Source organism: Lactivibrio alcoholicus, from assembly GCF_055390895.1.
In genome coordinates this window covers 1918489-1943308 of the sequence record NZ_AP042471.1, presented here as the reverse complement: position 1 = coordinate 1943308, position 24820 = coordinate 1918489, and the positions used below count along the sequence as shown (strand labels likewise).

Annotated in this window: 21 protein-coding genes; 14 read left to right on the top strand and 7 right to left on the bottom strand. The window is 60.9% G+C overall.

The window, feature by feature from the left end; all coding sequences use genetic code 11:
- The first annotated feature begins 7 nt into the window (after positions 1-7).
- The 5 genes from ACZ5IU_RS09010 (at position 8) to ACZ5IU_RS08990 (ending at position 5074) form a co-directional block, all read left to right on the top strand.
- The gene (locus ACZ5IU_RS09010) at positions 8-1144 is read left to right on the top strand and encodes an ABC transporter ATP-binding protein (RefSeq protein ID WP_464416451.1); all 1137 of its coding nucleotides are present in this window, start codon (positions 8-10) and stop codon (positions 1142-1144) included.
- Between the two features lie 110 nt (positions 1145-1254).
- Positions 1255-2997, top strand: a complete 1743-nt coding sequence (locus ACZ5IU_RS09005; RefSeq protein WP_464416449.1) for a dipeptidase — start codon at positions 1255-1257, stop codon at positions 2995-2997.
- Positions 2998-3078: 81 nt separating this feature from the next.
- Positions 3079-4182 carry an AAA family ATPase gene (locus ACZ5IU_RS09000; protein WP_464416447.1) on the top strand — a complete coding sequence of 368 codons (1104 nt, stop codon included), beginning with the start codon at positions 3079-3081 and terminating at the stop codon, positions 4180-4182.
- Positions 4175-4861: a DUF4276 family protein gene (locus ACZ5IU_RS08995; RefSeq protein ID WP_464416445.1), complete on the top strand. Its 687-nt coding sequence runs from the start codon at positions 4175-4177 to the stop codon at positions 4859-4861. Before ACZ5IU_RS09000 ends, ACZ5IU_RS08995 begins: the two co-directional genes overlap by 8 nt.
- A gap of 39 nt (positions 4862-4900) precedes the next feature.
- A complete protein-coding gene (locus ACZ5IU_RS08990) occupies positions 4901-5074 on the top strand; it encodes a hypothetical protein (protein ID WP_464416444.1) in 174 nt (57 codons plus the stop codon).
- 9 nt (positions 5075-5083) lie between these two features.
- Here ACZ5IU_RS08990 and ACZ5IU_RS08985 read toward each other — a convergent pair whose 3' ends face one another.
- A complete protein-coding gene (locus tag ACZ5IU_RS08985; protein WP_464416442.1) occupies positions 5084-5545 on the bottom strand; it encodes a GNAT family N-acetyltransferase in 462 nt (153 codons plus the stop codon).
- Between the two features lie 188 nt (positions 5546-5733).
- On the opposite strand from ACZ5IU_RS08985, the gene ACZ5IU_RS08980 reads away from it, so the two are divergent.
- The 7 genes from ACZ5IU_RS08980 (at position 5734) to ACZ5IU_RS08950 (ending at position 15773) form a co-directional block, all read left to right on the top strand.
- Positions 5734-7170 carry a purple acid phosphatase family protein gene (locus ACZ5IU_RS08980; protein ID WP_464416440.1) on the top strand — a complete coding sequence of 479 codons (1437 nt, stop codon included), beginning with the start codon at positions 5734-5736 and terminating at the stop codon, positions 7168-7170.
- Between the two features lie 148 nt (positions 7171-7318).
- Complete coding sequence (locus ACZ5IU_RS08975; RefSeq protein WP_464416438.1) at positions 7319-7972, top strand: TetR/AcrR family transcriptional regulator; 654 nt, start codon at positions 7319-7321, stop codon at positions 7970-7972.
- Positions 7973-7974: 2 nt separating this feature from the next.
- Positions 7975-8742 carry a class I SAM-dependent methyltransferase gene (locus ACZ5IU_RS08970; protein ID WP_464416436.1) on the top strand — a complete coding sequence of 256 codons (768 nt, stop codon included), beginning with the start codon at positions 7975-7977 and terminating at the stop codon, positions 8740-8742.
- Positions 8743-8859: 117 nt separating this feature from the next.
- Complete coding sequence (locus tag ACZ5IU_RS08965) at positions 8860-11841, top strand: type I restriction endonuclease subunit R (protein WP_464416434.1); 2982 nt, start codon at positions 8860-8862, stop codon at positions 11839-11841.
- A gap of 16 nt (positions 11842-11857) precedes the next feature.
- Positions 11858-13159, top strand: a complete 1302-nt coding sequence (locus ACZ5IU_RS08960) for a restriction endonuclease subunit S (protein ID WP_464416432.1) — start codon at positions 11858-11860, stop codon at positions 13157-13159.
- On the top strand, positions 13156-14172 hold the full coding sequence (locus ACZ5IU_RS08955) for a virulence RhuM family protein (protein ID WP_464416430.1): 1017 nt from the start codon (positions 13156-13158) through the stop codon (positions 14170-14172). Before ACZ5IU_RS08960 ends, ACZ5IU_RS08955 begins: the two co-directional genes overlap by 4 nt.
- On the top strand, positions 14169-15773 hold the full coding sequence (locus ACZ5IU_RS08950; RefSeq protein ID WP_464416428.1) for a type I restriction-modification system subunit M: 1605 nt from the start codon (positions 14169-14171) through the stop codon (positions 15771-15773). The genes ACZ5IU_RS08955 and ACZ5IU_RS08950 overlap by 4 nt, the downstream gene beginning before the upstream one ends.
- Positions 15774-15918: 145 nt before the next feature.
- Here ACZ5IU_RS08950 and ACZ5IU_RS08945 read toward each other — a convergent pair whose 3' ends face one another.
- From ACZ5IU_RS08945 to msrA, 5 genes are all read right to left on the bottom strand, one after another.
- Positions 15919-17394: an alkaline phosphatase gene (locus ACZ5IU_RS08945; protein WP_464416426.1), complete on the bottom strand. Its 1476-nt coding sequence runs from the start codon at positions 17392-17394 to the stop codon at positions 15919-15921.
- Between the two features lie 114 nt (positions 17395-17508).
- Positions 17509-18693, bottom strand: coding sequence for a YibE/F family protein (locus ACZ5IU_RS08940; RefSeq protein ID WP_464416424.1), 1185 nt, complete (start codon positions 18691-18693; stop codon positions 17509-17511).
- A 182-nt stretch (positions 18694-18875) separates the two neighbouring features.
- Positions 18876-20408, bottom strand: a complete 1533-nt coding sequence (locus tag ACZ5IU_RS08935; protein WP_464416422.1) for an alkaline phosphatase — start codon at positions 20406-20408, stop codon at positions 18876-18878.
- A 143-nt stretch (positions 20409-20551) separates the two neighbouring features.
- Positions 20552-21853: a B12-binding domain-containing radical SAM protein gene (locus ACZ5IU_RS08930; RefSeq protein WP_464416420.1), complete on the bottom strand. Its 1302-nt coding sequence runs from the start codon at positions 21851-21853 to the stop codon at positions 20552-20554.
- A 76-nt stretch (positions 21854-21929) separates the two neighbouring features.
- Positions 21930-22508, bottom strand: a complete 579-nt coding sequence (gene msrA / locus ACZ5IU_RS08925) for a peptide-methionine (S)-S-oxide reductase MsrA (RefSeq protein WP_464416418.1) — start codon at positions 22506-22508, stop codon at positions 21930-21932.
- A gap of 278 nt (positions 22509-22786) precedes the next feature.
- On the opposite strand from msrA, the gene ACZ5IU_RS08920 reads away from it, so the two are divergent.
- The gene (locus ACZ5IU_RS08920) at positions 22787-22954 is read left to right on the top strand and encodes a hypothetical protein (protein WP_464416416.1); all 168 of its coding nucleotides are present in this window, start codon (positions 22787-22789) and stop codon (positions 22952-22954) included.
- Positions 22955-22980: 26 nt separating this feature from the next.
- On the top strand, positions 22981-24000 hold the full coding sequence (locus ACZ5IU_RS08915; protein WP_464416414.1) for a type II TA system antitoxin MqsA family protein: 1020 nt from the start codon (positions 22981-22983) through the stop codon (positions 23998-24000).
- 102 nt (positions 24001-24102) lie between these two features.
- Here ACZ5IU_RS08915 and ACZ5IU_RS08910 read toward each other — a convergent pair whose 3' ends face one another.
- The gene (locus ACZ5IU_RS08910) at positions 24103-24816 is read right to left on the bottom strand and encodes a M48 family metallopeptidase (protein WP_464416412.1); all 714 of its coding nucleotides are present in this window, start codon (positions 24814-24816) and stop codon (positions 24103-24105) included.
- Positions 24817-24820 lie beyond the last annotated feature (4 nt).

Here is a 24820-nt window from a genome sequence, read left to right as displayed (position 1 = left end):
GATTCGAATGCCCCCGTCCGGAGAACGGCGCGCCCCGAAATCCGTCAGGATCGAAAACGTCACGAAGGCCTTCCGCGATCCCTCGACGGGTCGGGAAAACATCGTCGTCAGCGACGTGTCGCTCGACATCGCGCCCGGAGAACTCGTGACGCTCCTCGGCCCGTCCGGCTGCGGCAAGACGACGACGCTCCGGATGGTCGCGGGGTTCGAACTCCCCACATCGGGACGGATCCTCATCGGCGGCGAGGACGTGACTCCCCTGCCGCCGAACCGGCGCGACACCGCGATGGTCTTCCAGAGCTACGGGCTCTTCCCGCACATGAACGTCCGCGAGAACGTCGCGTACGGGCTGAAGCTCCGGAAGATCCCAACGCCCGAGACGACCGCACGCGTGAACGACATGCTCGCGATGGTCGGACTCGCGGGATACGGGGACCGGCCTCCCTCCCGGCTCTCGGGAGGGCAGCAGCAGCGCGTCGCCCTCGCGAGGTCGCTCATCGTCGAACCCGGAGTCCTGCTCCTCGACGAGCCACTTTCGAACCTCGACGCGCTGCTGCGCGAGCAGATGCGCGTCGAGATCCGCAAACTCCAGCGCTCCCTCGCCATCACGGCGATCTACGTCACGCACGACCGCGTCGAGGCCATGAGCCTGTCCGACCGGATCGTCGTCATGCGCGCGGGCAAGATCGTCCAGACGGGGACGCCGCAGGAGATCTACCGGAACCCGACGTCCGTCTTCACGGCAGGATTCGTCGGCAAGGCGACCTTCTTTCCAGGCACCGTCAGAGGCGACGCCGTCGAGATCCGCGGGAAACGCGTCCGGGTCGCCCGATTCGCCCCGGAACTGAAGGACGGAGACGCGTGCGCCGTCATGTGCCGCCCGGAATCGCTCGTCCTCCTGCCGCCCGGCGATGGCGTCGCGGAAGGAGTCGTCGCCGCGAACATCTACCTGGGCCACAGCGTCGAGTCGATCATCCGGCCCATCGGAGCCGACGCGTCTCAGGCGGCCGATTTCGTCGTCCAGATCGACAACCCGCACCGGGAAGGCGACGGCGAACCGAGAGTCCGCCCCGAGGGATCGTGCGTCTCGATCGGCATCGATTCCACACTCGCGAAGGCGCTCTCCCCCTCCGGCGAAGAATAGGAAGAGCGAGTTCCGCGAAAAAAGAATATACTCTATTTCACGGAGGACGCGTCCGATCCGTTCCCCGGGGAGGCCCGTCCTTCGAATTCTCCGGAAAAGGTGGGACGAACATGGAACGGCACGCGTTCAGCGTGATTCTGGCCGGAATTCTCGGACTGGTTTTGTCGGTGCAGGCATTCGGCTGTACGACGACGATAACGGGGAAAAAAGCGTCCGCGGACGGCTCGGTGATGGTCTCGCACACGGATGACGGACTCGGCGACGCGAGGGTCGTCTACGTTCCGGCGACGGACCACAAGCCCGGGAGCACGCGCCCCGTGTTCTACGACGTCGCCGCGCTGGGCTACATGCCGAAATGGGGCGGCAGCGAACGGCATCGGCTGATCACCGACACCCGCGGCCCCGGGTACGACATCACGGGCGAGCCGAAGAGCGTCCCGCTCGGGTTCATCCCGCAGGTCCCGCACACGTACGCCTACATCGACGCGAACTACGGGATCATGAACGAGCACCAGCTCTCGATCGGCGAATGCACGGACAAGGCGAAGGTCCACCCCGAGCCCGAACCGGGCAAACGCATCTTCTACTCGTCCGAACTCTCCCGTGTCGCGCTCGAACGCTGCAAGACCGCGCGCGAGGCCATCCGGCTCATGGGCGACCTCATCGCGAAATACGGCTACTACGGCACCGGCGAGACGCTTCTCGTCGCCGACCCGGACGAGGGCTGGGTCATGGAAATGGCCGGATACGACATGAACGGAACGGACGGCGTCTGGGTCGCGCAGCGCGTTCCGGACGACGGCTACTTCGTCGCCGCGAACCAGTTCCGGATCCGCGACGTCCGCGAGAACGCCGACGACATGATGTTCTCGCCGAACATCTTCGACGTCGCGAAGGCCAAGGGCTGGTGGAAGCCCGAAGACGGCGCCCTCGACTGGACGGCCGCGTACGGCGACGGGGAATTCCACCACCCGTACTACTCGCTGCGGCGCGTCTGGCGCGCCCAGTCGCTCGCCGCGCCGTCGCTGAACCTTCCGGCGTGGGTCGACGGACCGAATACGCGCACGTACCCGTTCGCGATCAGGCCCGACAAAAAGCTCTCGGTCCTCGACGTCTTCACGATCCATCGCGACAACTACGAGGGCACGGAGTTCGACCTCACGAAGGGCCTCGCCGCAGGGCCGTTCGGGAACCCCAACCGGTTCGAGGGAAGCGCCGAGGCCGTCGCCGACAAGGAAGGCAAACTGACGCCGCTCAAGGGCGAATTCGAGCGGCCGCTGAACATCTACCGCTGCGCGTACGCCTACGTGAACCAGTCGCGCAAGTGGCTTCCCGACGAGATCGGCGGCGTGACCTGGCTCGGCGAGGACCGCCCGGCGACGGCCGCGCTCTTCCCGCTCTACGCGGGCGGCAACGGTCTGCCGAAATCCGTTCAGAAGGCGGACGTTCTGAAATTCGACAAGGGCAGCATGTGGACGACGTTCAACTTCGTGGCCAACTACGCGATGCTCAAGTACTCCTACATGATCAAGGACATCCGGGCCCAGCAGCAGCGGTTCGAGTCGCGCGCGTTCGGCCTCCAGCAGGGCGTCGAGGCGAAGGCGCTCGCGCTCCGGGAAAAGGGCGACGTGAAGGGCGCGCGCCGGATGCTCACGCAGTACTCCGAGAAGAACGCGTCGGAACTCCTGTCGGCGTGGTGGAAGCTCCAGGAATCGCTCTACATCAAGTACAACGACGGCTACCTCAACACGAAGGCCGGCATCGCGCAGGCGATCTTCTATCCGTCCGAGTGGCTCAAGGCCGTCGGCTACGAGAACGGCCCGACGTCGTACGAGAAACCGGCGGCGAAGTAGGAGGCGGCCTCCGGAAAGCGTGATACCATGAATCGACGCATCCGCGTCGCCCCGTGACCCGGGACATGGAGGAATCGACCAATGGGCAGGCCCCTCGACACAATCACCGTGAGCGGGTTCAAATCGATCCGCTCGCTCGAGAATTTCGAACTTCGGAACCTCAACGTGCTCATCGGCGGCAACGGCGCCGGCAAGAGCAACTTCATCGAGATCTTCCGGCTTCTTCGCGAGATGATGGCCCGGAATCTCGGCGGGTATGTCCTGTCGCGGGGCGGCGCGGATGATTTTCTGTTCAACGGTCCGAAATGTACGAAAGAGATCTTCGTTCGTTTCAGTTTCGGAGACAATGAGTATTCATTCTCGCTCGAACCGACGGTCGACGAGAAGTTTCTGATAAAGACCGAAGCAGAGAGATATGTGCACAGCTATTGGAAAACCATCGGATCCGGAATTTCCGAAAGCGCCCTTCCGGGCCGAAGGAACGAAGAAGGGATATATACGAAACAAGGCGTCGGGTTTTACGTGTATGACGCCGTTTCCAGCTGGACCGTGTATCACTTTCATGATACGGATGCGACGGCGCCCATGCGGCGGTCGGAGATCGTCGAAGATTGCGGCATGCTCCGACATGACGCCGCAAACATCGCCCCGTTTCTGCTCCGTCTGCGCAGCGAACATCCGCGTCGCTACGCGGAGATCGTCGATGCCGTCCGCCTCGCGACGCCCTTCTTCGACGACTTCCTCCTTGACGTCATGACGTTCGGCGAAAAGCGGAAGGTCAAACTCTCCTGGCGACAGAGGGGCTCCGACTACCCGATGCAGCCGTACCATCTCTCCGACGGAACGATCCGCTTCATCTGCCTGACGACGGCGCTGCTCCAGCCGAATCCGCCCTCGACCATCATCATCGACGAGCCGGAGCTGGGGCTTCACCCGGCGGCGATCGCCGTTCTTTCGGAGCTGATCGAAAACGTCTCGACCCGAACGCAAATGATCGTGGCCACGCAATCGCCGGCGCTGATCGACCACTTCGCCGTCGAAGACGTGATCGTCGTCAACCGCAGGGACGGCGCTTCGACCTTCGAAAGACTCCGGCAGGAGGATTTCAGCGAATGGCTCGAGGACTATTCGGTCGGCGAACTCTGGAGCAAGAACGTCATCCCCGGAGGCCCGGTCTATGAGTGAGTTCGCCGAAATCGTGGCGCTCGTTGAAGGAAAGACTGAAGAGATTTTCGTATCGAAGCTTCTCGCGCCGCATCTGTCCGCGTTGAGTGTGTACATGAAGCCGATCGTCATTTCCAAGCCGGGCGAGAAGGGCGGCGACGTCCGGTTCGGCCGCGTGAGAAACGACATCGGCCTCCACCTGAAACAGCGAACGGAAACGTACCTGACCCTCTTCATCGACTACTACGGGCTCAAGGGCGACTGGCCGGGGCTCGGCGAAGCGAAAAAACGCTCGCACGCCGCAGACAAAGCCGAAGCGGTCAACCGCGCGACGAAAGACGCCGTCTGCCGCCTCTTTCCCGAACGGAGGGCCGAGCGGCGATTCATCCCCTATGTCGCGATGCACGAATTCGAAGCCCTGCTCTTCAGCGCCCCGAAGATTCTCGCCTCCCGGCTTCAGGTGAAGCCGGCGCGGATCGCGGACATCGTCGCCGAGTGCGGATCGCCCGAGGAGATCGACGACTCGCCCGAGACGGCTCCGTCCAAAAGACTCATCCAACTGTCGAACGGTTTCAGAAAAACGACCACAGGCATCGCCGTCGCGGAGGAAATCGGGCTGCCCGGTATCCGCGCACAGTGCCCGCTCTTCGATGAATGGCTGACGGCCATCGAACGCCTCCCGGCATCGGATTCGGACTGAGCGACGGACATTCCGGAGCATACGGGAAGGAGACCCTTCATGAAACGAATCGTCATCGGCGTGGACCGGGACGGAAAAATCCGTATCGTCGAAAACCCGAAGAACGACTTCTTCATGGGGACGCTGTTCGTCCCCCAGTCGCGGGCGGAGAGGGATCCTCCCCACCCGGTCATCAGGGCGTTCGTCGAGGCGAGCATCCGAAAGGGATCGTAACGCCGGGAATCAGGGAACTCCGGCCCGCAGCTGCCGCCGCGACCGGGGGCTTCGTATTTCCATCCAGTCGCCGGACCGGGCCGTCACCCGGAAACCGAGCTTTTCATAAACGCCGTGGGCGTCCTTCGTGATCAGAAGCCACTGGTAAACGTCCTGCAGATCTTCGTGACAGAGGATTCCCCGGACCATCATTTGTCCTATTCCCTGTCGTCGACAGTTCTTGTCGACGTAGACATCCAGAATGTACGCGAAGCGCGTCCTGTCCGAGATCGCCCGCGCATACCCGACCTGCTCGCCGCCGTGGAACGCTCCGACGACCAGGGCGGAATTCTCCGCCCCACGCCGGACCTCGGCCTGCGAAATTCCCTCGCACCAGAAGGCGCCGGCAAGCATCGCCGTCACTTTCGCGAAATCCATCGCGTCACACCCGTATCGAAGACTGTATTCTCCGGCGCTCACGTGCGTCACCATCGGAACCCCTCCTGACGACCGTCTCGCATTCATTCCGATATGGTACCGCATTCCCTGCGTGATCGAGAGAAGAATCATCCGCGCCGTTGCCGTTCCGGTACCATGGCGCAAACCTGCCGTTGCCATCCGGAAGTAGCATTGAAGCACCGGGACGCATACTCGGACTTCATTTCGGAGGAGGCATCTGCATGCGAAAGTTCTGTGCAACACTGGCGCTCTTTTTCCTGCTCTCCACTCCGGCATTGGCCGCCGGGGTCATTTTCACGGAGCCGTATCTGCTGTCGCTGAACCCCGCGGCGGAGATGAACATCTGCTGGCTCACCGATTCGGCCGCTGAGACATGGGTGGAGTTCGGCGAGACGGCCTCCCTCGGCTCCAGAGTCGCAGCGAAACCATATGTGATCACAGGCCTCCGGACATCCGCCCGCCCCGACGGATACGATCCGGATCCCGCGAAGAACCCTGAACTCCCGGTGCGTCAGCACATCGCGACGCTCACCGGGCTCAAAGCCGGAACGACATATCACTACCGCGTCGTGACGCGGTTCGGAGCGCATACCGTCGAGGGACGCAAATACGATTTCCGCACCGCGCCCGAACAGGGGAAGCCATTCTCTATGATCCTGCTTTCCGACCTGCAGCAGAAACAGCAGATCCGCGACACCGTCCGGCTCGCGGGACAGCAGGGAGCGCAGTGCATCGTCTACAATGGCGATTTCCAGAACACTCCGTGGAAAGCCGGCGAATGGTTCCCCGTCGAAGGGTGTTTCATCGATCCGAAGGAAAAGGGCAAGGAGTGGTTCCCGACCATGCAGCAGACCGAAGGCGGCGCACGCTTGCTGCAACATGTCCCGTTCTTCCCGTGCCCCGGAAACCACGAAGCCGACGACCAGCGCATCTGGACCGACAAGGCGCTCGCGCAGAAGCCCGAACTCAAGACCCTGGCGATCTACCTCCAGCTCTTCCGTCCACTCTACCCCGAACAGCAGGCGCAGCATAACGGCAAACACTGGTACTCGACCGATTTCGGCGATCTCCATATCGTCTCCCTTTCCGTGATCCGGTGGCATCCATGGGATGGGTTCGAGGCGCCGGGCTGGTTCCCGCTCGACGACATCACCACTGACAGTCCGCAGATCCGCTGGCTCGAGAAAGACCTTACCGAAAGGAAGACCCGCTACACATGGGTCACGCAGCACTGGCATATGCTCAACAGAGGCGCCGACGGATGGGTGCCGTTCTCGGCCCCCCTCACCGATCCCGTGAGCGGCGACAGGACTATCTATCCCTACGGCGATCTCTGCTGGACCGTCCTTCGGCCGATCTACGAGAAGTACGGCGTCAATGCCGTGAGCTTCGGACATTCACACGTCTACGAGCGCTATCTCATCAACGGCGTGAACTACGTCGAGGCCGCCAGCATCGGCAACAACTACCGTGCCGGCAACGATCCCTTCCATTTCAGCGGCAACAGACCCGTGATCGAGGAGAACCGCTTCCGGTCGTTCCTCCTCGTGAACGTCACTCCCGAGAAAATGGAAGGCCGCGGCATCCGTGCAAGTGATGACGGCGGCGACGGCGTGAAGGTCGGCGAGGCGTTCGATACCTATGTGATCGCGAAATAGTTCCGCATAAGGCAACAGAATACATTCCACAGAAATACCGCCCAATCGGACACGATGGGCGGTATTTCTGTATATCCTGTTGACAGGTGAACGATCGTTGACTAGAATGACGGTAAACGATCGTTTGCTTCATGGAGAGGATGCCCGGATGCCCGACACGAAAGAGAACATTTTGCACGCCGCGCTTCGTCTGTTTGCGCGGGACGGATACGAGGCCGCCTCGGTCAGCGATATCGCCGGGGAACTCGGCATGACGAAAGGGGCCTTGTACAAGCACTACAGGAACAAGCGGGATATATTCGACAGCATCGTGGAACGCATGTATCGGATAGACGCCGAACGGGCGAAACGGTATGACGTTCCGGAGGAGACATTCGACGCATCGCCGTCGGCCTACCGCAACACCGCCGTGGATCACATCAGGACTTTCATTGAGGCGCAGTTTCGTTTCTTGACGGAGGACGAATTCGCAAGGAACTTCCGGAAAATGTTGACGCTGGAGCAATACAGAAACCCCCACATGGCCGAGCTGTATCACAAATGCTTCACAAGCGGGCCGGTCAGCTATATGGAAGACTTGTTCCGTGAAATGATGGAACAGGGCCTCTGGAACACAGGCGACCCGAAACGGCTTGCGATCGAGTTTTACGCACCGTTTTATCTGTTGATAAGCATTTCGGACGCGACGCCGGACGGGAACGAGGCCGCGAGGCTCCTGGCGGAGCATGTCGACAGGTTTATCGAAAGGAACGCCTCCCCGCGGGAATGCGCGCAGCGGATCCCCAAGACAGAAGGAGCATGACAATGGAAGAGATAAAGATCCACGAATTTGATTTCAATCTCATCAATGAATACTTCGCGGGATTTGAACGGCAGGGTCCAGGCAGCCCCGAGTACACCATCAAGGCGTTGGGTTTTGTCGGCGCCCTTTCTGACACGGCCAAAATCGCCGATCTGGGCTGCGGCACAGGCGCCCAGACGATGGTTCTGGCGCACAACACGGAAGCGAGCATCACCGCACTCGACCTGTACGCCGGTTCGATCGACACGCTGAACGCACGAGCCGGAAAACTTGGTTTGCAGAACAGGGTACACGGCGTTGTCGGGTCGATGGACGATTTGCCGTTCCAGAACGACGAGTTTGACCTTATATGGTCCGAAGGGGCCATCGCCAATATCGGCTTTGAAAAAGGCCTGAATCACTGGAAGAACTTCCTCAAAAAAGGCGGGTATGTCGCCGTAACCTACGAGTCGTGGTTCACCGACGAGCGGCCCGCCGAAATCGAGAAGTGGTGGACGGACGCGGTTCCCGAAATGAATACAATTGGGTATAATATTTCCGTCATGCAGAAATCAGGGTATGTTCCCGTCGCCATATTTACATTGCCGGAATATTGCTGGATCGATAATTATTTTATCCCGCAGAAGCCGAGGCAGGAGGAATTCCTGAAACAACATGCCGGGAACAGGACCGTCGAGAACATGATTGCGTTTATGAGGAGAGAATTTGATTTATATTTAAAATACAAGCAGCATTATGGATACGTCTTTTATATTGGGAAGAAAATATAAATAGAATTCCGGTATACGTCCCACCCTCGTACACCGGAACTTTGGGTGCGTTGTGTCCGGGGGAACGACGCGCCGGTTGCGCCTCGATACAGAATCGGACAATGCGGAGGGTTGACAATGATTGAGCAGCACATCGAACACGATCTGATAGAAAAACTGATCGACCTCAAATACGCCTACCGCCAGGACATACGCGACCGCGCGGCGCTGGAACGGAACTTCCGCAAACACTTCGAGGCATTGAACCGCGTGAACCTCACCGACAACGAATTCGGCCGACTGCTGGATAGCATCATCACCCCGGACGTCTTCGCCGCCGCCCGTAACCTGCGCGAGCGCAACACCTTCGAGCGCGACGACGGCACGCCGCTCCATTACACGCTGGTCAACATCAAAGACTGGTGCAAGAACAACTTCGAGGTCATCAACCAGTTGCGCATCAGCACCGATTACAGCCATCACCGCTACGATGTGATACTGCTGATCAACGGCGTGCCTGTGGCGCAGATCGAACTGAAGACGCTGGCGATCAGTCCGCGCCGGGCCATGCAGCAGATCGTCGATTACAAGAACGATCCCGGAAACGGCTACGGAAAAACGCTGCTCTGCTTCATGCAGCTCTTCATCGTCAGCAACCGCAGCGATACATGGTATTTCGCCAACAATAACAGCCGACACTTCAGCTTCGACGCCGACGAACGCTTCTTGCCGCTGTATCAGTACGCGGACGAGAGCAACAGGAAGATCACCCACCTGGACAGCTTCGCCGACGCCTTTCTGGCCAAGTGCACTCTGGGCGAGATGATCAGCCGCTACATGGTGCTCGTGGCAAGCGAACAGAAGCTGTTGATGATGCGCCCATATCAGATATACGCCGTCAAGGCGATAGTCGAGTGCATCCACCGACACTGCGGCAACGGCTATATCTGGCACACCACGGGCAGCGGAAAGACGCTCACGTCCTTCAAGGCGTCGACGCTGCTCAAGGACAATCCAGATATCGACAAATGCCTGTTCGTGGTCGACCGCAAGGATCTTGACAGGCAGACCAGGGAGGAATTCAACAAATTCCAGGAGGGCTGCGTCGAAGAAAACACCAACACCGAAGCACTGGTGCGGCGCCTGCTCTCCGATGACTATGCCGACAAGGTGATCGTCACCACCATCCAGAAGCTCGGCCTCGCGCTCGACGGCAACAACAGCAGGCGCAACTACGCGGAGCGGCTTGAGCCCTTGCGCAAAAAGCGCATGGTCTTCATCTTCGACGAGTGTCACCGGTCGCAGTTCGGAGAGAACCACAAGGCCATCAAGGAATTTTTCCCCGACTCCCAGTTGTTCGGATTCACCGGCACGCCCATCTTCGAAGAGAACGCCTCCTATCAGCAGATCAAGGGACAGCAGGCCAGCTACAGGACCACGGCGGACATCTTCCAGCAGCAACTGCACGCCTACACCATCACGCACGCCATCGAAGACCGGAACGTCCTGCGCTTCCATGTAGACTACTTCAAACCGGAAGGGAAGATGCCGGCCGAGACCGATGAACCACTCGCCAAGAGAGCCGTCGTCGAAGCGATTCTCGCCAGGCACGACGCCGCCACAAACGGACGCAAGTTCAACGCCCTGTTCGCCACATCGTCGATCAACGACGCCATCGAATATCACGAACTCTTCAAGGCGGTGCAGGCCGAAAAGCAGGATGAAGATGAGAACTTCCGGCCGCTGAACGTCGCCTGCGTCTTCTCGCCTCCCGCCGAGGGCAACAAGGATGTGCAGCAGATACAGGAAGACCTGCCGCAGGAAAGAGCCGACAACGAGCAGGAGCCCGACAGGAAGAAAGAAGCCCTCAGGAGCATCATCGCCGACTACAACGCGCGCTATGGGACCAACCACGGCGTGAGCGAGTTCGACCTCTACTATCAGGATGTTCAGAAGCGCATTAAAGACCAGCAATACTCGAACAGCGACCTTGCGCACAGCTCGAAGATCGACATCGTCATCGTGGTGGACATGCTGCTCACGGGCTTCGACTCCAAGTTCCTGAACACCCTGTACGTGGACAAGAACCTGAAGCACCACGGTCTGATTCAGGCGTTTTCCAGAACAAACCGCGTGCTCAACGACACCAAGCCCTACGGCAACATCCTCGACTTCCGCCAGCAGCAGGAGGCCGTTGACGCCGCCATCAGCCTCTTTTCCGGCGAAGCCGCCAAGCCGGCGAAGGAAATATGGCTGGTGGACAAAGCGCCGGTCGTCATCGAAAAGTTGGAAAGAGCTGTGCAGAACTTGGGGCAGTTCATGCAATCGCAGGGGTTGGAAAACAAACCCGAAGAGGTTCCCAACCTCAAAGGGGACGCCTCCCGCGCACAGTTCATCAACCTGTTCAAAGAGGTGCAGCGTCTCAAAACCCAGCTTGACCAGTACACCGATCTGACGGACGAGAACAAGGCGACCATCGAACAGGTGCTGCCCAAGGAAGCGTTGCAGGGCTTCAGGGGCGTCTATGTGGACACCGCGCTGCGTCTGAAGGAGAAGCAGGACAAAGGCGATGAGGGCGCGGAGCCTGAGGCCGGCGACACAGTGCAGCAGCTCGATTTCGAATTCGTTCTTTTCGCCTCGGCGGTGATCGACTACGACTACATCATGGCGCTGATCGCGAAGTATTCGCAGCAGGAGCCCGGCAAGCAGAAGATGAACCGCGCCCAGCTTATCGGCCTGATCCAGGCCGATTCCAAGTTCATCGACGAACGCGACGACATCGCGGAGTACATCGAAACGCTGGAAGCGGGCAAAGGGCTGGACGAGAAGACCGTCCGCGACGGGTACGTGCGCTTCAAGGAACAAAAGAACGCCCGTGAGCTTGCCGCCGTCGCCGAAAAACACGGCATCGAGCCCGCCGCCCTGCAGACGTTCGTGGATGCCGTTCTGCGCCGCATGGTCTTCGACGGCGATCTCCTGGGCGATCTGCTCGCTCCGCAAGATCTGGGGTGGAAGGCGCGCACGCGGAAGGAACTGGCGTTGATGGAAGACATGCTGCCGCTGTTCAAGAAACTCGCGCAGGGGCGGGAGATTTCGGGGCTGAGCGCGTATGAGCAATAACATGGAAGACACGAGCATGACGCCGAAGGCGCAGTGCGCGCTGGTTCCCAAACTGCGCTTCCCCGAGTTCCGGGATGCGGGGGCGTGGGAGGAAGTGTTCGGTGACAATCTCTTTGAGCAAGTGAACGATCGGAATCATGAGCAAAATCTTCCCGTCCTTGCCATAACTCAGGAGAATGGTGCGATCCCTCGTGATCTTATCAATTACCATGTCGTGGTAACAGAAAAAAGTATTGAAAGCTACAAGGTTGTACAAGTAAGTGACTTTATAATAAGCCTTCGATCTTTTCAAGGAGGCATAGAATATTCTCAGCATCACGGAATATGCAGTCCAGCATATGTCATCCTTAGACGATTGATTGATGGTTCGGATATTTATTTCAAGCACTACTTCAAGACGGAAAGATTTATTCAATTGCTCACGAGAAATCTTGAAGGGTTGCGGGACGGCAAGATGATTAGCTACAGGCAGTTTTCAGAGCTATTGCTGCCAGTTCCTAAGCCGTCAGAACAACAAAAAATCGCCGACTGCCTTTCCTCCATCGACGAGCTGATCTCCTTGGAGGCCCAAAAACTCGACGCGCTCAAGGCCCATAAAAAAGGACTGATGCAGCAGCTCTTCCCCACCGAAGGCGAAACCCTCCCCAAATTGCGTTTCCCCGAGTTTCGAGATGCAGGGGAGTGGTTCAATGAGCCGATGGAAGAGCTATACACATTCAAGGGAACCAATTCCCTTTCAAGAGAAAAGCTGAACTATGAAATTGGTTCAGTAAAAAATATCCATTATGGTGATATACATACGAAGTTTTCCACCCACTTCGAAATTCAAAATGAGGTAGTTCCGTATATCAATCCTTCAGAGCCTCTCTATAATGTTAAACCAGAAAGTTACTGTGTTGAAGGAGACATGATCTTTGCGGATGCATCAGAAGACACGAAAGATATTGGGAAATGCATTGAAGTGATCATGCTAAACAATGAGAGATTGCTATCAGGGCTACACACTATTCTGGCTCGCCCAAAAGGAAAACGCCTGATAATTGGTTTTGGTGGTCACTTGTTCCGCTCAGATAGCATACGGAAGCAAATTCAAAATGAATCTCAAGGCACTAAAGTATTAGGTTTATCTACAGTGAGATTGTCGAAAATTAAAATATGCTATCCAAAAAACAAAGCAGAACAGCAAAAGATCGCCGACTGCCTCTCCTCCATTGACGACCTGATTGCCTTGCAGATCAAGAAACTCGATTCGCTCAAGGTCCACAAAAAAGGACTGATGCAGCAGCTTTTTCCGTCCCCTGGCGAGGTGCGGGAATGACGCAGCTCATTCTCTACACCAGCGAAGACGGGCAAAGCCGGGTGCAACTGCGGGCCGACCGGGGCACGGTGTGGCTTACGCAGCTGGAAATGGCGGAGCTGTTCAGCACCAGCAAACAGAGTATTTCACTGCACCTGAAGAATATCTATCAGGACTTGGAGCTGGCCCCTACCGCAACTGTCAAGGATTCCTTGACAGTTCAAACCGAGGGCGGGCGCGAGGTGCGCCGCAGAATCACGCTCTACAATCTCGACGCCATTCTCGCCGTGGGGTACCGCGTGCGCTCGCCGCGGGGCGTACAGTTCCGCCGCTGGGCCGGCTCGGTTCTGGCGGAGTATCTGCGCAAGGGGTTCGTCATGGACGACGAGCGACTCAAGAACCCCGACGGCCGCCCGGACTATTTCGACGAGATGCTGGCGCGCATCCGCGATATTCGCGCCTCGGAGAAGCGCTTCTATCAAAAGGTGCGGGATCTCTTCGCACTGGCTGCCGATTACGACAAGACGGATCAGGCCACGCAGCAGTTTTTCGCCGCCGTGCAAAACATGCTGCTGTACGCCGTCACGCAGCGGACCGCCGCCGAAATCATCTCAGGCCGCGCCGACCCGAGTGATGCCCATTTCGGCCTGATGGCCTGGAAGGGCGACCGGGTGCGCAAGCACGACATTCTGGTGGCGAAAAACTACCTGACCGAAGAGGAAATCGACACGCTGAACCGTCTGGTGGTTATCTTTCTTGAAACCGCCGAATTGCGGGCCAGGCGGCAAACGGTCACCACCATGGGCTTCTGGCGAGAGAACGTCGTGCAGATCATAGCCACAAACGGCTTCCCTGTGTTGACGGGAGCGGGAACGATCAGCCATGCCCGCATGGAGCGGCAAATCACCCCGCTCTTTCTGGACTACGAGCAACGCCGAAAATCCCGGGAAGCCCAGGCTGCGGACGCACAGGACGAGGCGGAGTTGAAGGCGCTGGAAAACAGGATCAAGGGCCGCAAGGAGGCGGGAGCATGACAGAGCAAGACAAAAGACAACTAGGAACTATCCTCTGGGCTATCGCCGATCAACTGCGCGGCGCGATGAACGCGGACGACTTCCGCGACTATATGCTCTCCTTCCTCTTCCTGCGTTACCTGTCGGACAACTACGAAACGGCGGCGCAGAAGGAGCTGGGGCCGGATTATCCGACGCTGCAACCAGGCGACCGCCGCCCCCCTCTGACCGTGTGGTACGGCCAAAACTTGGACGATACCGCCGAGTTTGAAAAGCAGATGCGCCGCAAGACGCACTATGTGATCAAGCCGGAATACCTCTGGAGCAACATCGCCGAGATGGCGCGCACCCAGAACGGCGAGCTGCTGCACACCATTGAAAAGGGATTCGGCTACATCGAAAACGAATCCTTCGACAGCACCTTCAACGGACTGTTCTCGGAGATCAACCTGAATTCGGAGAAGCTGGGCAAGGGGTATGAGGCTCGCAACGCCAAGCTCTGCAACGTCATCAGGGCGCTTGCCGAGGGGCTGGCGGAATTCTCCACCGCGAACGACTCTTTGGGCGACGCCTACGAATACCTTATCGGCCAGTTCGCCGCCGGTTCGGGAAAGAAAGCGGGCGAGTTCTATACGCCGCAGCAGATATCCGGCATCCTCTCCGGCATCGTCACGCTGGACGGCCAGGAACCGGCCACCGGCCTGAGGAAGAACCTTGAAAGCGTCTTCGATTTCGCCTGCGGTTCCGGTTCCCTGTTGCTCAACGTGCGCCACCGCATGGGGACGAACGGCATCGGCAAGATCTACGGGCAGGAGAAGAACATCACCACGTACAACCTGGCGCGCATGAACATGCTGCTTCACGGAGTGAAGGATTCGGAGTTCCATATCTACCACGGCGACACCCTCACGAACGACTGGGACTGGCTGCGAGAGATGAACCCGGCCAGGATGCCGAAGTTCGATGCTGTGGTGGCCAATCCGCCGTTCAGTTACCGATGGGAGCCGACCGAAGCGATGGGCGATGACATGCGTTTCAAGAACTACGGTCTTGCGCCCAAATCCGCCGCGGACTTCGCCTTTCTGCTGCACGGCTTCCATTATCTGAAACCGGAAGGCGTCATGGCTATCATCCTGCCTCACGGAGTGTTGTTCCGGGGCGGCGCGGAAGAACGCATCCGCACGAAGCTGCTCAGAGACGGCAATATCGACACGGTTATCGGTCTGCCCGCCAACCTCTTCTTCTCGACGGGCATTCCGGTCTGCATCCTCGTGTTGAAGAAGTGCAAGAAACCGGATGACGTTCTCTTCATCAACGCCGCCGAGCACTTCGAGAAGGGGAAGCGCCAGAACCATCTGACGCCCGAACATATCCACAAGATCATCGACACGTATCAGCACCGCAGGGAAGAGGATCGCTACGCCCGCCGCGTTTCGATGGAAGAGATCGAAGAGAACGGCTACAACTTGAACATCACGCGCTACATCAGCACGCAGCAGATGGAGGAACCGATAGATTTGCAGGCGGTCAACGCCGATCTGGCCGCGCTGACAGAGGATATCGAGAAGGCGAGGAACAAACACAACGCGTTTCTCGAGGAGCTGGGCTTGCCGCTCTTGTAGCGGTTGGAGCTTTCATACCGCTCCCCATCGCCGACAAGCCGCGAAGAAGCCATCCAACAGGGGTATCCGAAAGGACTGTCGGCTATGGAGAGCAATCGTAGCGGTCGCCTCCCTCCAGGCCGCAGAGGCGCATTATGCCCCGGCGTCACAGCCCCATCGCGGCGCGGAGCTTCGCGAAGACGTCCGTGTTGTCGTACGAGCCGCGAAACAGCTCCTGCCCCGCGCCGACCGCCGATACGGGCATCGGCGCACCCGTGTGAACGAACGTCGTCCAGCCGATCCCAGCCTTGCGGCCGAGGATTTTCGTCGCCGCCACAGTGAGCGGATCGTATTCGCTGTACTTCCGGTATGGCTCTCGGCCCGCCTTGCGGCCTCGAAGCCCCGTCACGCTCTGCGCGAAGGCCTCGCGAAGCTCGCGGACGTCCGTCCCGTCGAGCGCGACGCCGTCGGCTGCGCCGCGGCCTTCCCCGAATCCCGCCGGGTATCGGAAACCGAAGAACGCCGCGAGGTCGCCCGCGACGTCTCCGAAGCGGGCCGTCCGGGCGTTGTGCGTCCGGATACAGTTCGCCATGAACGAGTCGAAGCGCAGATACGAACTCTTCTGCCGCGCCAGGACGGAATGGAGGCGTTCCATTCCTGCGGCCGCGTCGACGGACATCCCGCCCGTTTCGTGGTCGCCGAGGACGACGACGAGCGTCTCCGAGGGGCGCCGCCGGTAAAACCAGTACGCGACGCGGACCGCTTCGTCGAATGCGAGCGTCTCCCGGACGGCCGTCGCCGCGTCGTTGGCGTGACAGGCGAGGTCGATCTTTCCCCCTTCGACCATCAGGAAAAAGCCGTTCGGATTGTCGAGAAGCTCGATTCCCTTCGCGGTGAACGCCGCGAGCGATGTTCCGCCTTCCCTTCGGTCGATGTCGTAGGGCGTCGCACGCTGGACGGCGAAGACTCGGCCGGACGACGCGTCCAGGGCGTCGAAGTCCTCCCGCGTCTCCGTCACGCGATACCCCGCGTTGCGGATCGCGCCGAACGCGTCGGGGCGGTCTTTTTTCTGTTCCTTCGGCCGCCGGAGCCCGCCTCCGGCGAAGTAGTCGACGCCGCTTCCCGCGATCTGGAGCGCGATGTCGTAGTACGCGCTCCGCGAGACGGAATGCGCGTAGAAGGCCGCGGGCGTCGCGTCGTCGAGCGTTGAGGACGAGACGACGCCGGTCTTCATTCCGGCAGCCTTCGCAAGCTGCGTGATGCTCCGGAGGGTTTGTCCCTCCGGGTCGACGGCGAGGCGCCCGGCCGTGGTCTTTCGCCCGCACGCGAACGCCGTGGCGGCGGCGGCCGAGTCCGTGACGCGCCCGTCGGCGTCGTGCGTCGCGCAGACGCCCCGTACGGGGAGGGAGTTCATCAGGAGTCCGCCGGTCTTCCGCCCCGAGGCCTCCCGTTCGCCCGCAGCGAAGAGTTCCGCGGCGGTTCGTTGCCCTTCGGCCATGCCGTCGCCGATCATGAGAAAGACATATTTCGCCCTGGCCGCCGCGAAGGCGGACGATGCCGAGAGCGCACACAGGACGAAAACGACCAGAAGGAAAACACTCCGGCGCCGCTGCGCCGACGCGCGGTACAACCGTGCGGACACGAACATCACCTCGACGGTCTGTCCGGATTTCTCGGGACGGCTCGTCCCGGCCCGGTTTTCCGAACTATAGCAGATCGTCGTGGCGATGTCTCGGATGCGGATGTCCCGGATACGTCACCGCATCTCGTGTGCAGGCGTTGATTCTTCCTCCGGAAGCGGGTCGCGCGAGTACGCGAACGCGCCGACCGCGGCCGTCAGCGGCGCGACGAGAACGAGTCCGAAACTTCCGACGAGCGTGTGGAGAAATTCGGCGGCCGTGTAATTCATGTTGAAGACGTTGACCAGCGGAATTCCCTGCCCCATGAAAACCATGAGCATCGTCACGTAGCTTCCGGAGTAGGCCAGCAAGAGCGTCGTCGTCATCGTACCGATCACGGAGCGACCGATCCGGATGCCGGAACGGAAGAGTGCGGTTGCGCCGATCCCCGGCGTGTGGACCGCGATCTCCCGGAGTGCGGCGGACAGATCCATCGCGAGATCCATGACCGCTCCGGACGATGCAAGAAAGATCCCCGAGAGGAAGATCCTCGTGAGGTCGAGGAAGCCGAAGCCCGAGTAGAGCAGCGTTTCCGAGAAGGGACGCACCGCGCCGTGAAGCCGGAACGGCGGCGCGATGGCGAGCGCGAGCGCGCCCGTGAGGACGAGGCCGACCGTCGCGCCGCAGAAGGCGACGAATCCCTTCAGACCGAGCCCCGCGACGAGGAAGACGATGACGGCCGTCAGGGCGGTCACGACCGCGAGGCTCACGAGCAGCGGATCCCACCCCTTCAGGAAAAGCGGGATCACGAGCTTCCAGACCGCGAGCGCCGTGAAGAGAAAGCTCAGGAGCGCCTGGAACCCCGCGAATCCGCCGAAGAGCAGCAGCAAAAGCGCGAACGCGCCGAGCAACGCAAGCTCCAGCGTCACGCGGTAGTGGTCCGAGGCGTGGGCGTACGCGACCCTTCCACCCGAAGCGGTCAGGTCGACGAGCGCTGTGTCCCCCGGACGGAAGACCTTGTCGAGTTCGAGTTTCCCCATGAAGCGGTTCTCGGCCCGGACGACCGTTCCCTTGAACGTTCCTTCCGAGATGCGGACTTCGAGCACCTGAACGCCGTCGCGGATGAAGCCGTACTGTCTGACGAGCGAATCGTCGACCGAAAGAACCTCGCCGCGGACGTGTTCCATTCCGTCCGGAAGCCGGTCCTCGAACCCCGTGGGCAGGAACCAGAGCGCGACGACGAGCGCGGCGACGATGGCGGAAAACGCGACATCCCTGCGGCGAAAGCCTGAAAAAAACGACGAGACGTATTGCCGGAACATATTCATTTCCTCCAGTTCCGCCCTTCGCTCTGTGTCGCAAGCGGGGCGCCACTCGCACGAACGCTCCGGAGATCGGCCCGAAAAGGCCGACGGAAGTGAAAACGCGCGTCCGGAGCGCGAACGCGGCGACGCTTCCCGAAACGGCGGGAAGCGTCGCACAAAAGGCACGATGCGGATGATTCCTACAGGCCCATGGCCGCCTTCATCTTCGCGTGGACGTCCGTGTTGTCGTAGTAGCCGTTGAACGTCTCCTGCCCGACGCCGATCGCGGACACCGGCACGGGGACGCCCGTATGAGCGTAGGTTGTCCAGCCGATTCCGGCCTTGCGGTTGAGGATGTGGGTCAGGCAGATCGTGAGCGGCTCGTACTCGCCGTAGAGCAGGTAGGTTTCCTCGTCGCTCGAACGCTCCTTCGCGCCCTTCATGGTCTGGGCGAACGCGGCCCGGATGTCCTTCATCTCGCGCGGTTTGACCGCGAGTTCGAGTTCCTGCGCGGCCGCCCTGTCGCCGCCCTTCGCCTTCGACTCGAGATCGACGATCTTCTCGTCGGGCAGAAAGCGGAAGCCGAAGAACTCCGTGACCGTCGCCGCGATGTCGTCGAATTTCGCCGTTTCGGGCGAATGCGTCTTCTTGTACCCGTCGAGGAAGGCGTCGAACGCGATGTACGAGCCCTTCTGGAAGCGCAGCTTCGAGAAGAACGTGTCGTACTGCGTGCCGGCAAAACCGATCGACATGCCGCCCGTCTCGTGGTCGCCAAGGACGACGACAAGGGTTTCGTCCGGGTGCTTTTTGCAGAAGTCGAGCGCGACGCGGACCGCGTCGTCGAACGCGACCGTGTCCCGTATCGAGGCGACCGCGTCGTTCGCGTGGCACGCCCAGTCGATCTTTCCGCCTTCGACCATCATGAAGAAGCCGTTCGGGTTGTCGAGCAGCTCGATCCCCTTCGTCGTGAATTCCGCGAGCGTGATCTCTCCGTCTTTGCGGTCGACCTCGTACGAGAGCGCCTTGTCGCGGTCGAGCACGGGATTGATCGCGAGAATCTTCCCGGAGGACGCGTTCAGCTTCAGGAAGTCGTCGCGCGTGCGCGTGATGACGTACCCTGCCTTTTCGATAGCCTCGAACGCGTCCGGCTGGTCGCCCTTGTCGCCTTTGGGTTTCTTGAGTCCGCCGCCCGCGAAGTAGTCGAAGCCGCTCGACGCGAGCTGGAGCGCGATTTCGTAGTAGACGCTCCGCCCCGCCGCGTGCGAATAGAACGCCGCGGGCGTCGCGTGGTCGATCGACACGGACGAGACGATCCCGATTTTCCGGCCCGACGCCTTCGCGAGCTGCGTGATGATCGGAAGCTTTCGCTCGCCGTTCGGGTCCATCGCGATGACGCCGGATTTCGTCTTCTCGCCGCACGCGAACGCGGTCGCCGCCGCCGCGGAATCCGTGATCAGCGAGTTCGTCGAATAGGTGGTGCACATCCCTTGCGCGGGGAGTTCGTTCATCGCGAGTCGGACGATGCCGGGCTTCGTCGCGTCCCTTCCGGCCGCGAGGAAGATTTCGGCGGCGTTGCGCTGCGGGAGCGCCATGCCGTCCCCGATCATGAGGAAGACGTACTTCGCCTTCGTCGCCGCGAACGACGCGGACGAAAGCGCCAGAAGAACCAGAACCGCAAACGACAGCGCGATTCCGCGCCGTCGCGCCGACGCACGAACAGACATTCCGGACATGAGATCACCTCGCCATGAGATTCCGGAGCAACCCTCCGGGGGGTTCCGCCGAAGACTTTACACGGCGAAGGTCTCGGAAGCGTTTCGGGAATGTGCGAGGTTCGTAAAAAGCGTGTCAGTGCGGGACGGCGGGCGTCGGCGGGCTATCGGCATTCCGGCGGTCGGTCCGCCCGGGAATCCTCGGACGAAAGGCAGCGGTCGGAGGGCGACGCGTCCGGCGGCGTTTCGTCGTCCCCGCCCGGCGCAGAGAAGCGCGCGGCTCCGCGCCGTCCCTTCGCGAAGTCCTTGAGATCCTGCAGCGTCTGCGGATCGATCGTGCGGCCGATGTACGGCGCCCAGACCGTATTGTTCTGGAGCAGCGGCTCGGACGCGATCTCCGGAGAGCGGGCGCACGCATCGGCGAACATTCGGGTGCCCGGCAGCGGCGAGAACTCCGCGAGCTTCGGGACGGCCCCCCGCGAGCGGACGAACGCGATCGCGTCCGCGACCGACTCGGGCGTCTGGCCGGGGAGCCCGACGAGAAGGTACGTTTCCAGCCGTTCGGGCTCGTACCCCGCGTCGAGGAGGTTCGCGACGGCGCGTGCGTACTGGTCGCGCGAGACCTTGTCCGACCCCGAATGTCCGATCCCCGGATCGACACTCTCGAGGCTCAGCCGAAGCGTCACGAAGCGCGCACGCCGGAGCGCGCAGGCGCACGCCGCGTCGATCTCGCGGACGTGGAGGCCGTTCGGCGTGTGGAACCGCGCCCCGTCGAAGCGTTCGAGGAACGAAGCGAGGGGGAGGAAGCGCGTCTCGCGCCCCACGAGGAGCGCATCGTCGTAGAACGCGATGTCGTTCACCTCGGGAAGCGACAGCTCGAAGGAAATCTCCCGCTCTACTTCGTCGGGCGGACGGAGGACGAACGACGGCCAGAGGCGCGACGAGGCGCAGTAGCCGCACCGCAGCGGACACCCCCACGACGTCGCCGTGACCGCGTAGCCGAGGCCATCGTAGAGGTCGAACGCGGGACGCGCGGCCGAGACGGGGCGGAACTTCGTCTGGACGACGTCCGCGCCGAGCGAGTCCGCGTGCTCCGGACACAATCGCGCGTACACGCCCCCGAGGAGCACCGGAACGCCGGGCAGGACGTCGCGAAGGATCGCGAGGCACCACGCGACGCCGGGGTACCAGTAGGTCATCCCGGACGTCAGGAGCACAGCGTCGGGCCTCGGGAGCAAGGCGAGGCGCGACCGGAAGGCGGCCTCGCCCATGCCGTACTTCCAGTAGCGCCTCGGAATGTCCCGGTACGGCGCGGGCTTCGGAACGCTTTCGCGCGCGATCCGGAAGCGTCCGAACGGCAGCGGCTTTTCGCGCCCCTCGTGGACGCAATCGATCAGGGCCACGGAATTGCCGCGCTCGCGAAGCTCTTCGAGCAGGTAGAGCAGACCGAGCGGCTTGGCCCACACGTCGCCGAACGCGAAGTCGACGACCGGCGGGTTGACGCCGAGGACGAACGCGCCGTCGAGCCCCGCGAGGAAGGCGTCAGCGCGAGAGGTCGTAATAGTCCTCTCCCCAGACTGTCGCGATGAACTCGTCGCGCCCGGACTTCGCCCGGTCCTCGTGGTATTCGTCGGGGCTCTTTTTGTAGAAGTCCTGGTGATACTCCTCGGCGTCGTAGAATGTGGACGCGGGCAGGATCGGCGTCACGATGGGGCCGGGGAAGCGTCCCGATTCGTCCATCGCCTTCTTCGACGCCTCCGCCGCAACACGCTGCTCGTCGGTGACGTAAAAGATCGCCGTCCGGTACGAGGAGCCCCGGTCCTGGAACTGGCCTCCGTTGTCGGTCGGGTCCACCTGCCGCCAGAACGCCCGGAGCAGCGTGTCGTAGGAGACCGCGTCGGGATCATAGCGCACGCGGATCGCCTCGTAGTGCCCGGAGGTCTGGCTCTTCACGTCTGCGTACGTCGGGTTCGCTAGTCTGCCGCCCATGTAGCCCGAGCGCACCTCGACGATGCCGTCGAGCGCGTCGAACGGCGACACCATGCACCAGAAGCAGCCGCCCGCGAAATACGCCGTCGCCGTCGCCGTCGCGGTCTTTCTCACTTCCGTCTGTTCGTTCATGAAGACCCCCCGTTTCGTCGTGAGAGCGTTCATAATCTGACACAGCTTGCGCGGAAACACAACTCCTCCGGAGACTGCGGCAATGTGATGCAGGCGTCGGTTTGTCCGCGACGCGATTTGGCATCAATTGATGACATCTATTGATTGAAATGCTATACTTGTCACGATTCCAGAAACGGGGTACATCTCGTGGACGATACGCTTCGTTCGGTCAACGCGTTTCTCGACATGGCGCGATCGTCCGGAAGCTGCACGCGCCGCACCGAAGAAACGGCCCCATGGAGGAAAGCGATTTTTCGAAGCCGCCGGGAACGCTCTTTGACTTTCTGAAAAACGAGGAGCTGGATGAGCGGATACGGCCTCTTTACATCAAGCTGAAGATTCCCGACGGCGAACCCAGACTGCTGGTTCTGTCCATTCATGTTCAGGACGGCGCCGATGCGTGACGAACTCCCGAAAGGAGGGGAATTTCATGGGCGTCCTTTTTTGTCCGAATTGCGAACAAAACACCGCGTTCAAAACCGTAATGCGGAATCACGACATCGCCGTACGCGGGGAGACGTTTTGCGTTTCCGGCGAGGTGGACCTGTGCGAATCGTGCGGGGAGATTCTCTGGAACGAAAAATACGACGGGCTTCTGGCGCGGGCGTACGAGATGTACAAGAAAAAGCACGGATTGCTCTCCTCCGGAGAAATCCGAGATATCCGCACATCGTACAATCTTTCTCAGGACGTTTTTGCGGCTATTCTGGGAATCGGCTCCGCCTCTCTCCAACGCTATGAAACCGGAGCTGTGCAAACCATCCCCTACGATCGCCTGCTCCGTGAGGCCTCCGACGCAAAGCGGCTTCTCGACCTTCTGGAGACAAACCGATCGCGTCTGAGCGAAGAAGCGTACCGGGCGGCGAAAGAGAACATCCGAAAGAAAACGGCGCCCGACGCGAGTTCTCTCAGGCGTCATCTCCTTGCGGAGCTGCAGGAAAGGCCGTCGGATTTCAACGGGTTCCGCTCCTTCTCGCCGGACTCGTTCCACGCTGTGATCGCGCGCCTTCTCTCGCGGCTGAAGGACTCATGCGCCCCGATAACAAAGCTCCACAAGTTGCTCTTCTATATCGATTTTCTCTCGTTCAAAACCCGGCGTATATCCATGACGGGGCTGTGCTATGTCCATTGGCCCCATGGCCCGGTCCCCGGGGGCGCGCTCTCGTACGACCTCTATGACTCCGCATCCGAGGCGGGCATCGTCCGCATAGAGGAAGAGGAATGCGATGACGGAAACATCAAGCGGACCATCGCGCTTTCGGACGGAACCGTTGCGGACATTCCCGACCCGGAAGAACGAAGAATCATCGACCGCGTCGCCGACGCGCTCGGCAAACTCGGCGCACGGGAACTTTCCGCACTGTCCCACAACGAAGACGCCTACATGCGGACGCGGGACAAAGAACGGATTTCGTATGCGTACGCCGCAACGCTGAAAGCGATCCGGTGATACGGCAACCTACAGACTATAAATAATCCTGCAATCGATTATTTCTCACAGACAGCGCAGGGACAAGGGACCCCCTTTTCCCTGCGCTGTCTCCTGCCCTTCCTACCCGACGTTGACCGCGGAGTTCAGCAGCTTCCGGCGCTCCCGCCAGTCGGGAAGAAAGCCGTCCATCAGCGCCTTGAAGCGCGCGCCGTGGCCGCGTTCAAGCAGATGCGCCAGCTCGTGGACGACGATGTACTCCAGGCAGGGCTCCGGTTTCCGCGCCAGCTCCAGGCTGAACCAGATCCGGCGCGCCGCGATGTTGCAGCTCCCCCACCGCGTCTTCATCCTGCGGATGCGCCATTCGTCGACGGTCACGTTCATGACGGACCGCCATCGGTCGATCAGCGGCGGGATCAGTTCGGAGAGCCGGTCGCGATACCAGTCGAGCAGCGCGGCCTCCCGCTGCTCCCGCGTGCTTCCGGGCCGAACGGTGATCGCGATCGTCGCGTCGCCGCACACATCGACGCGGGCCGCGCGGTTCCGCTCGCGCACCAGCAATCGCCGCGGCTCCCCGAGAAACGCGTGAACCTCGCCGTCGACGAAGTCGACCGGGGCAGGCGGAGGGGCGGCCGCGATCTTCTCCCGCTGCCGCTCGATCCACGCAAGCCGCTCCGACGCCATGCGGAGCACGGTCTCGTCGCTCGCCTTCAGCGGCGCGGAGATCCGGACGCGCCCGTCCGGGGGGGAGACGCTGAGCCGCAGGGTCTTCATCCTCTTGCGCGTCACCTCGACGGGGATGTCGCCGAGCATGATGATGTTCGAAGCAGCCTTCATCGTT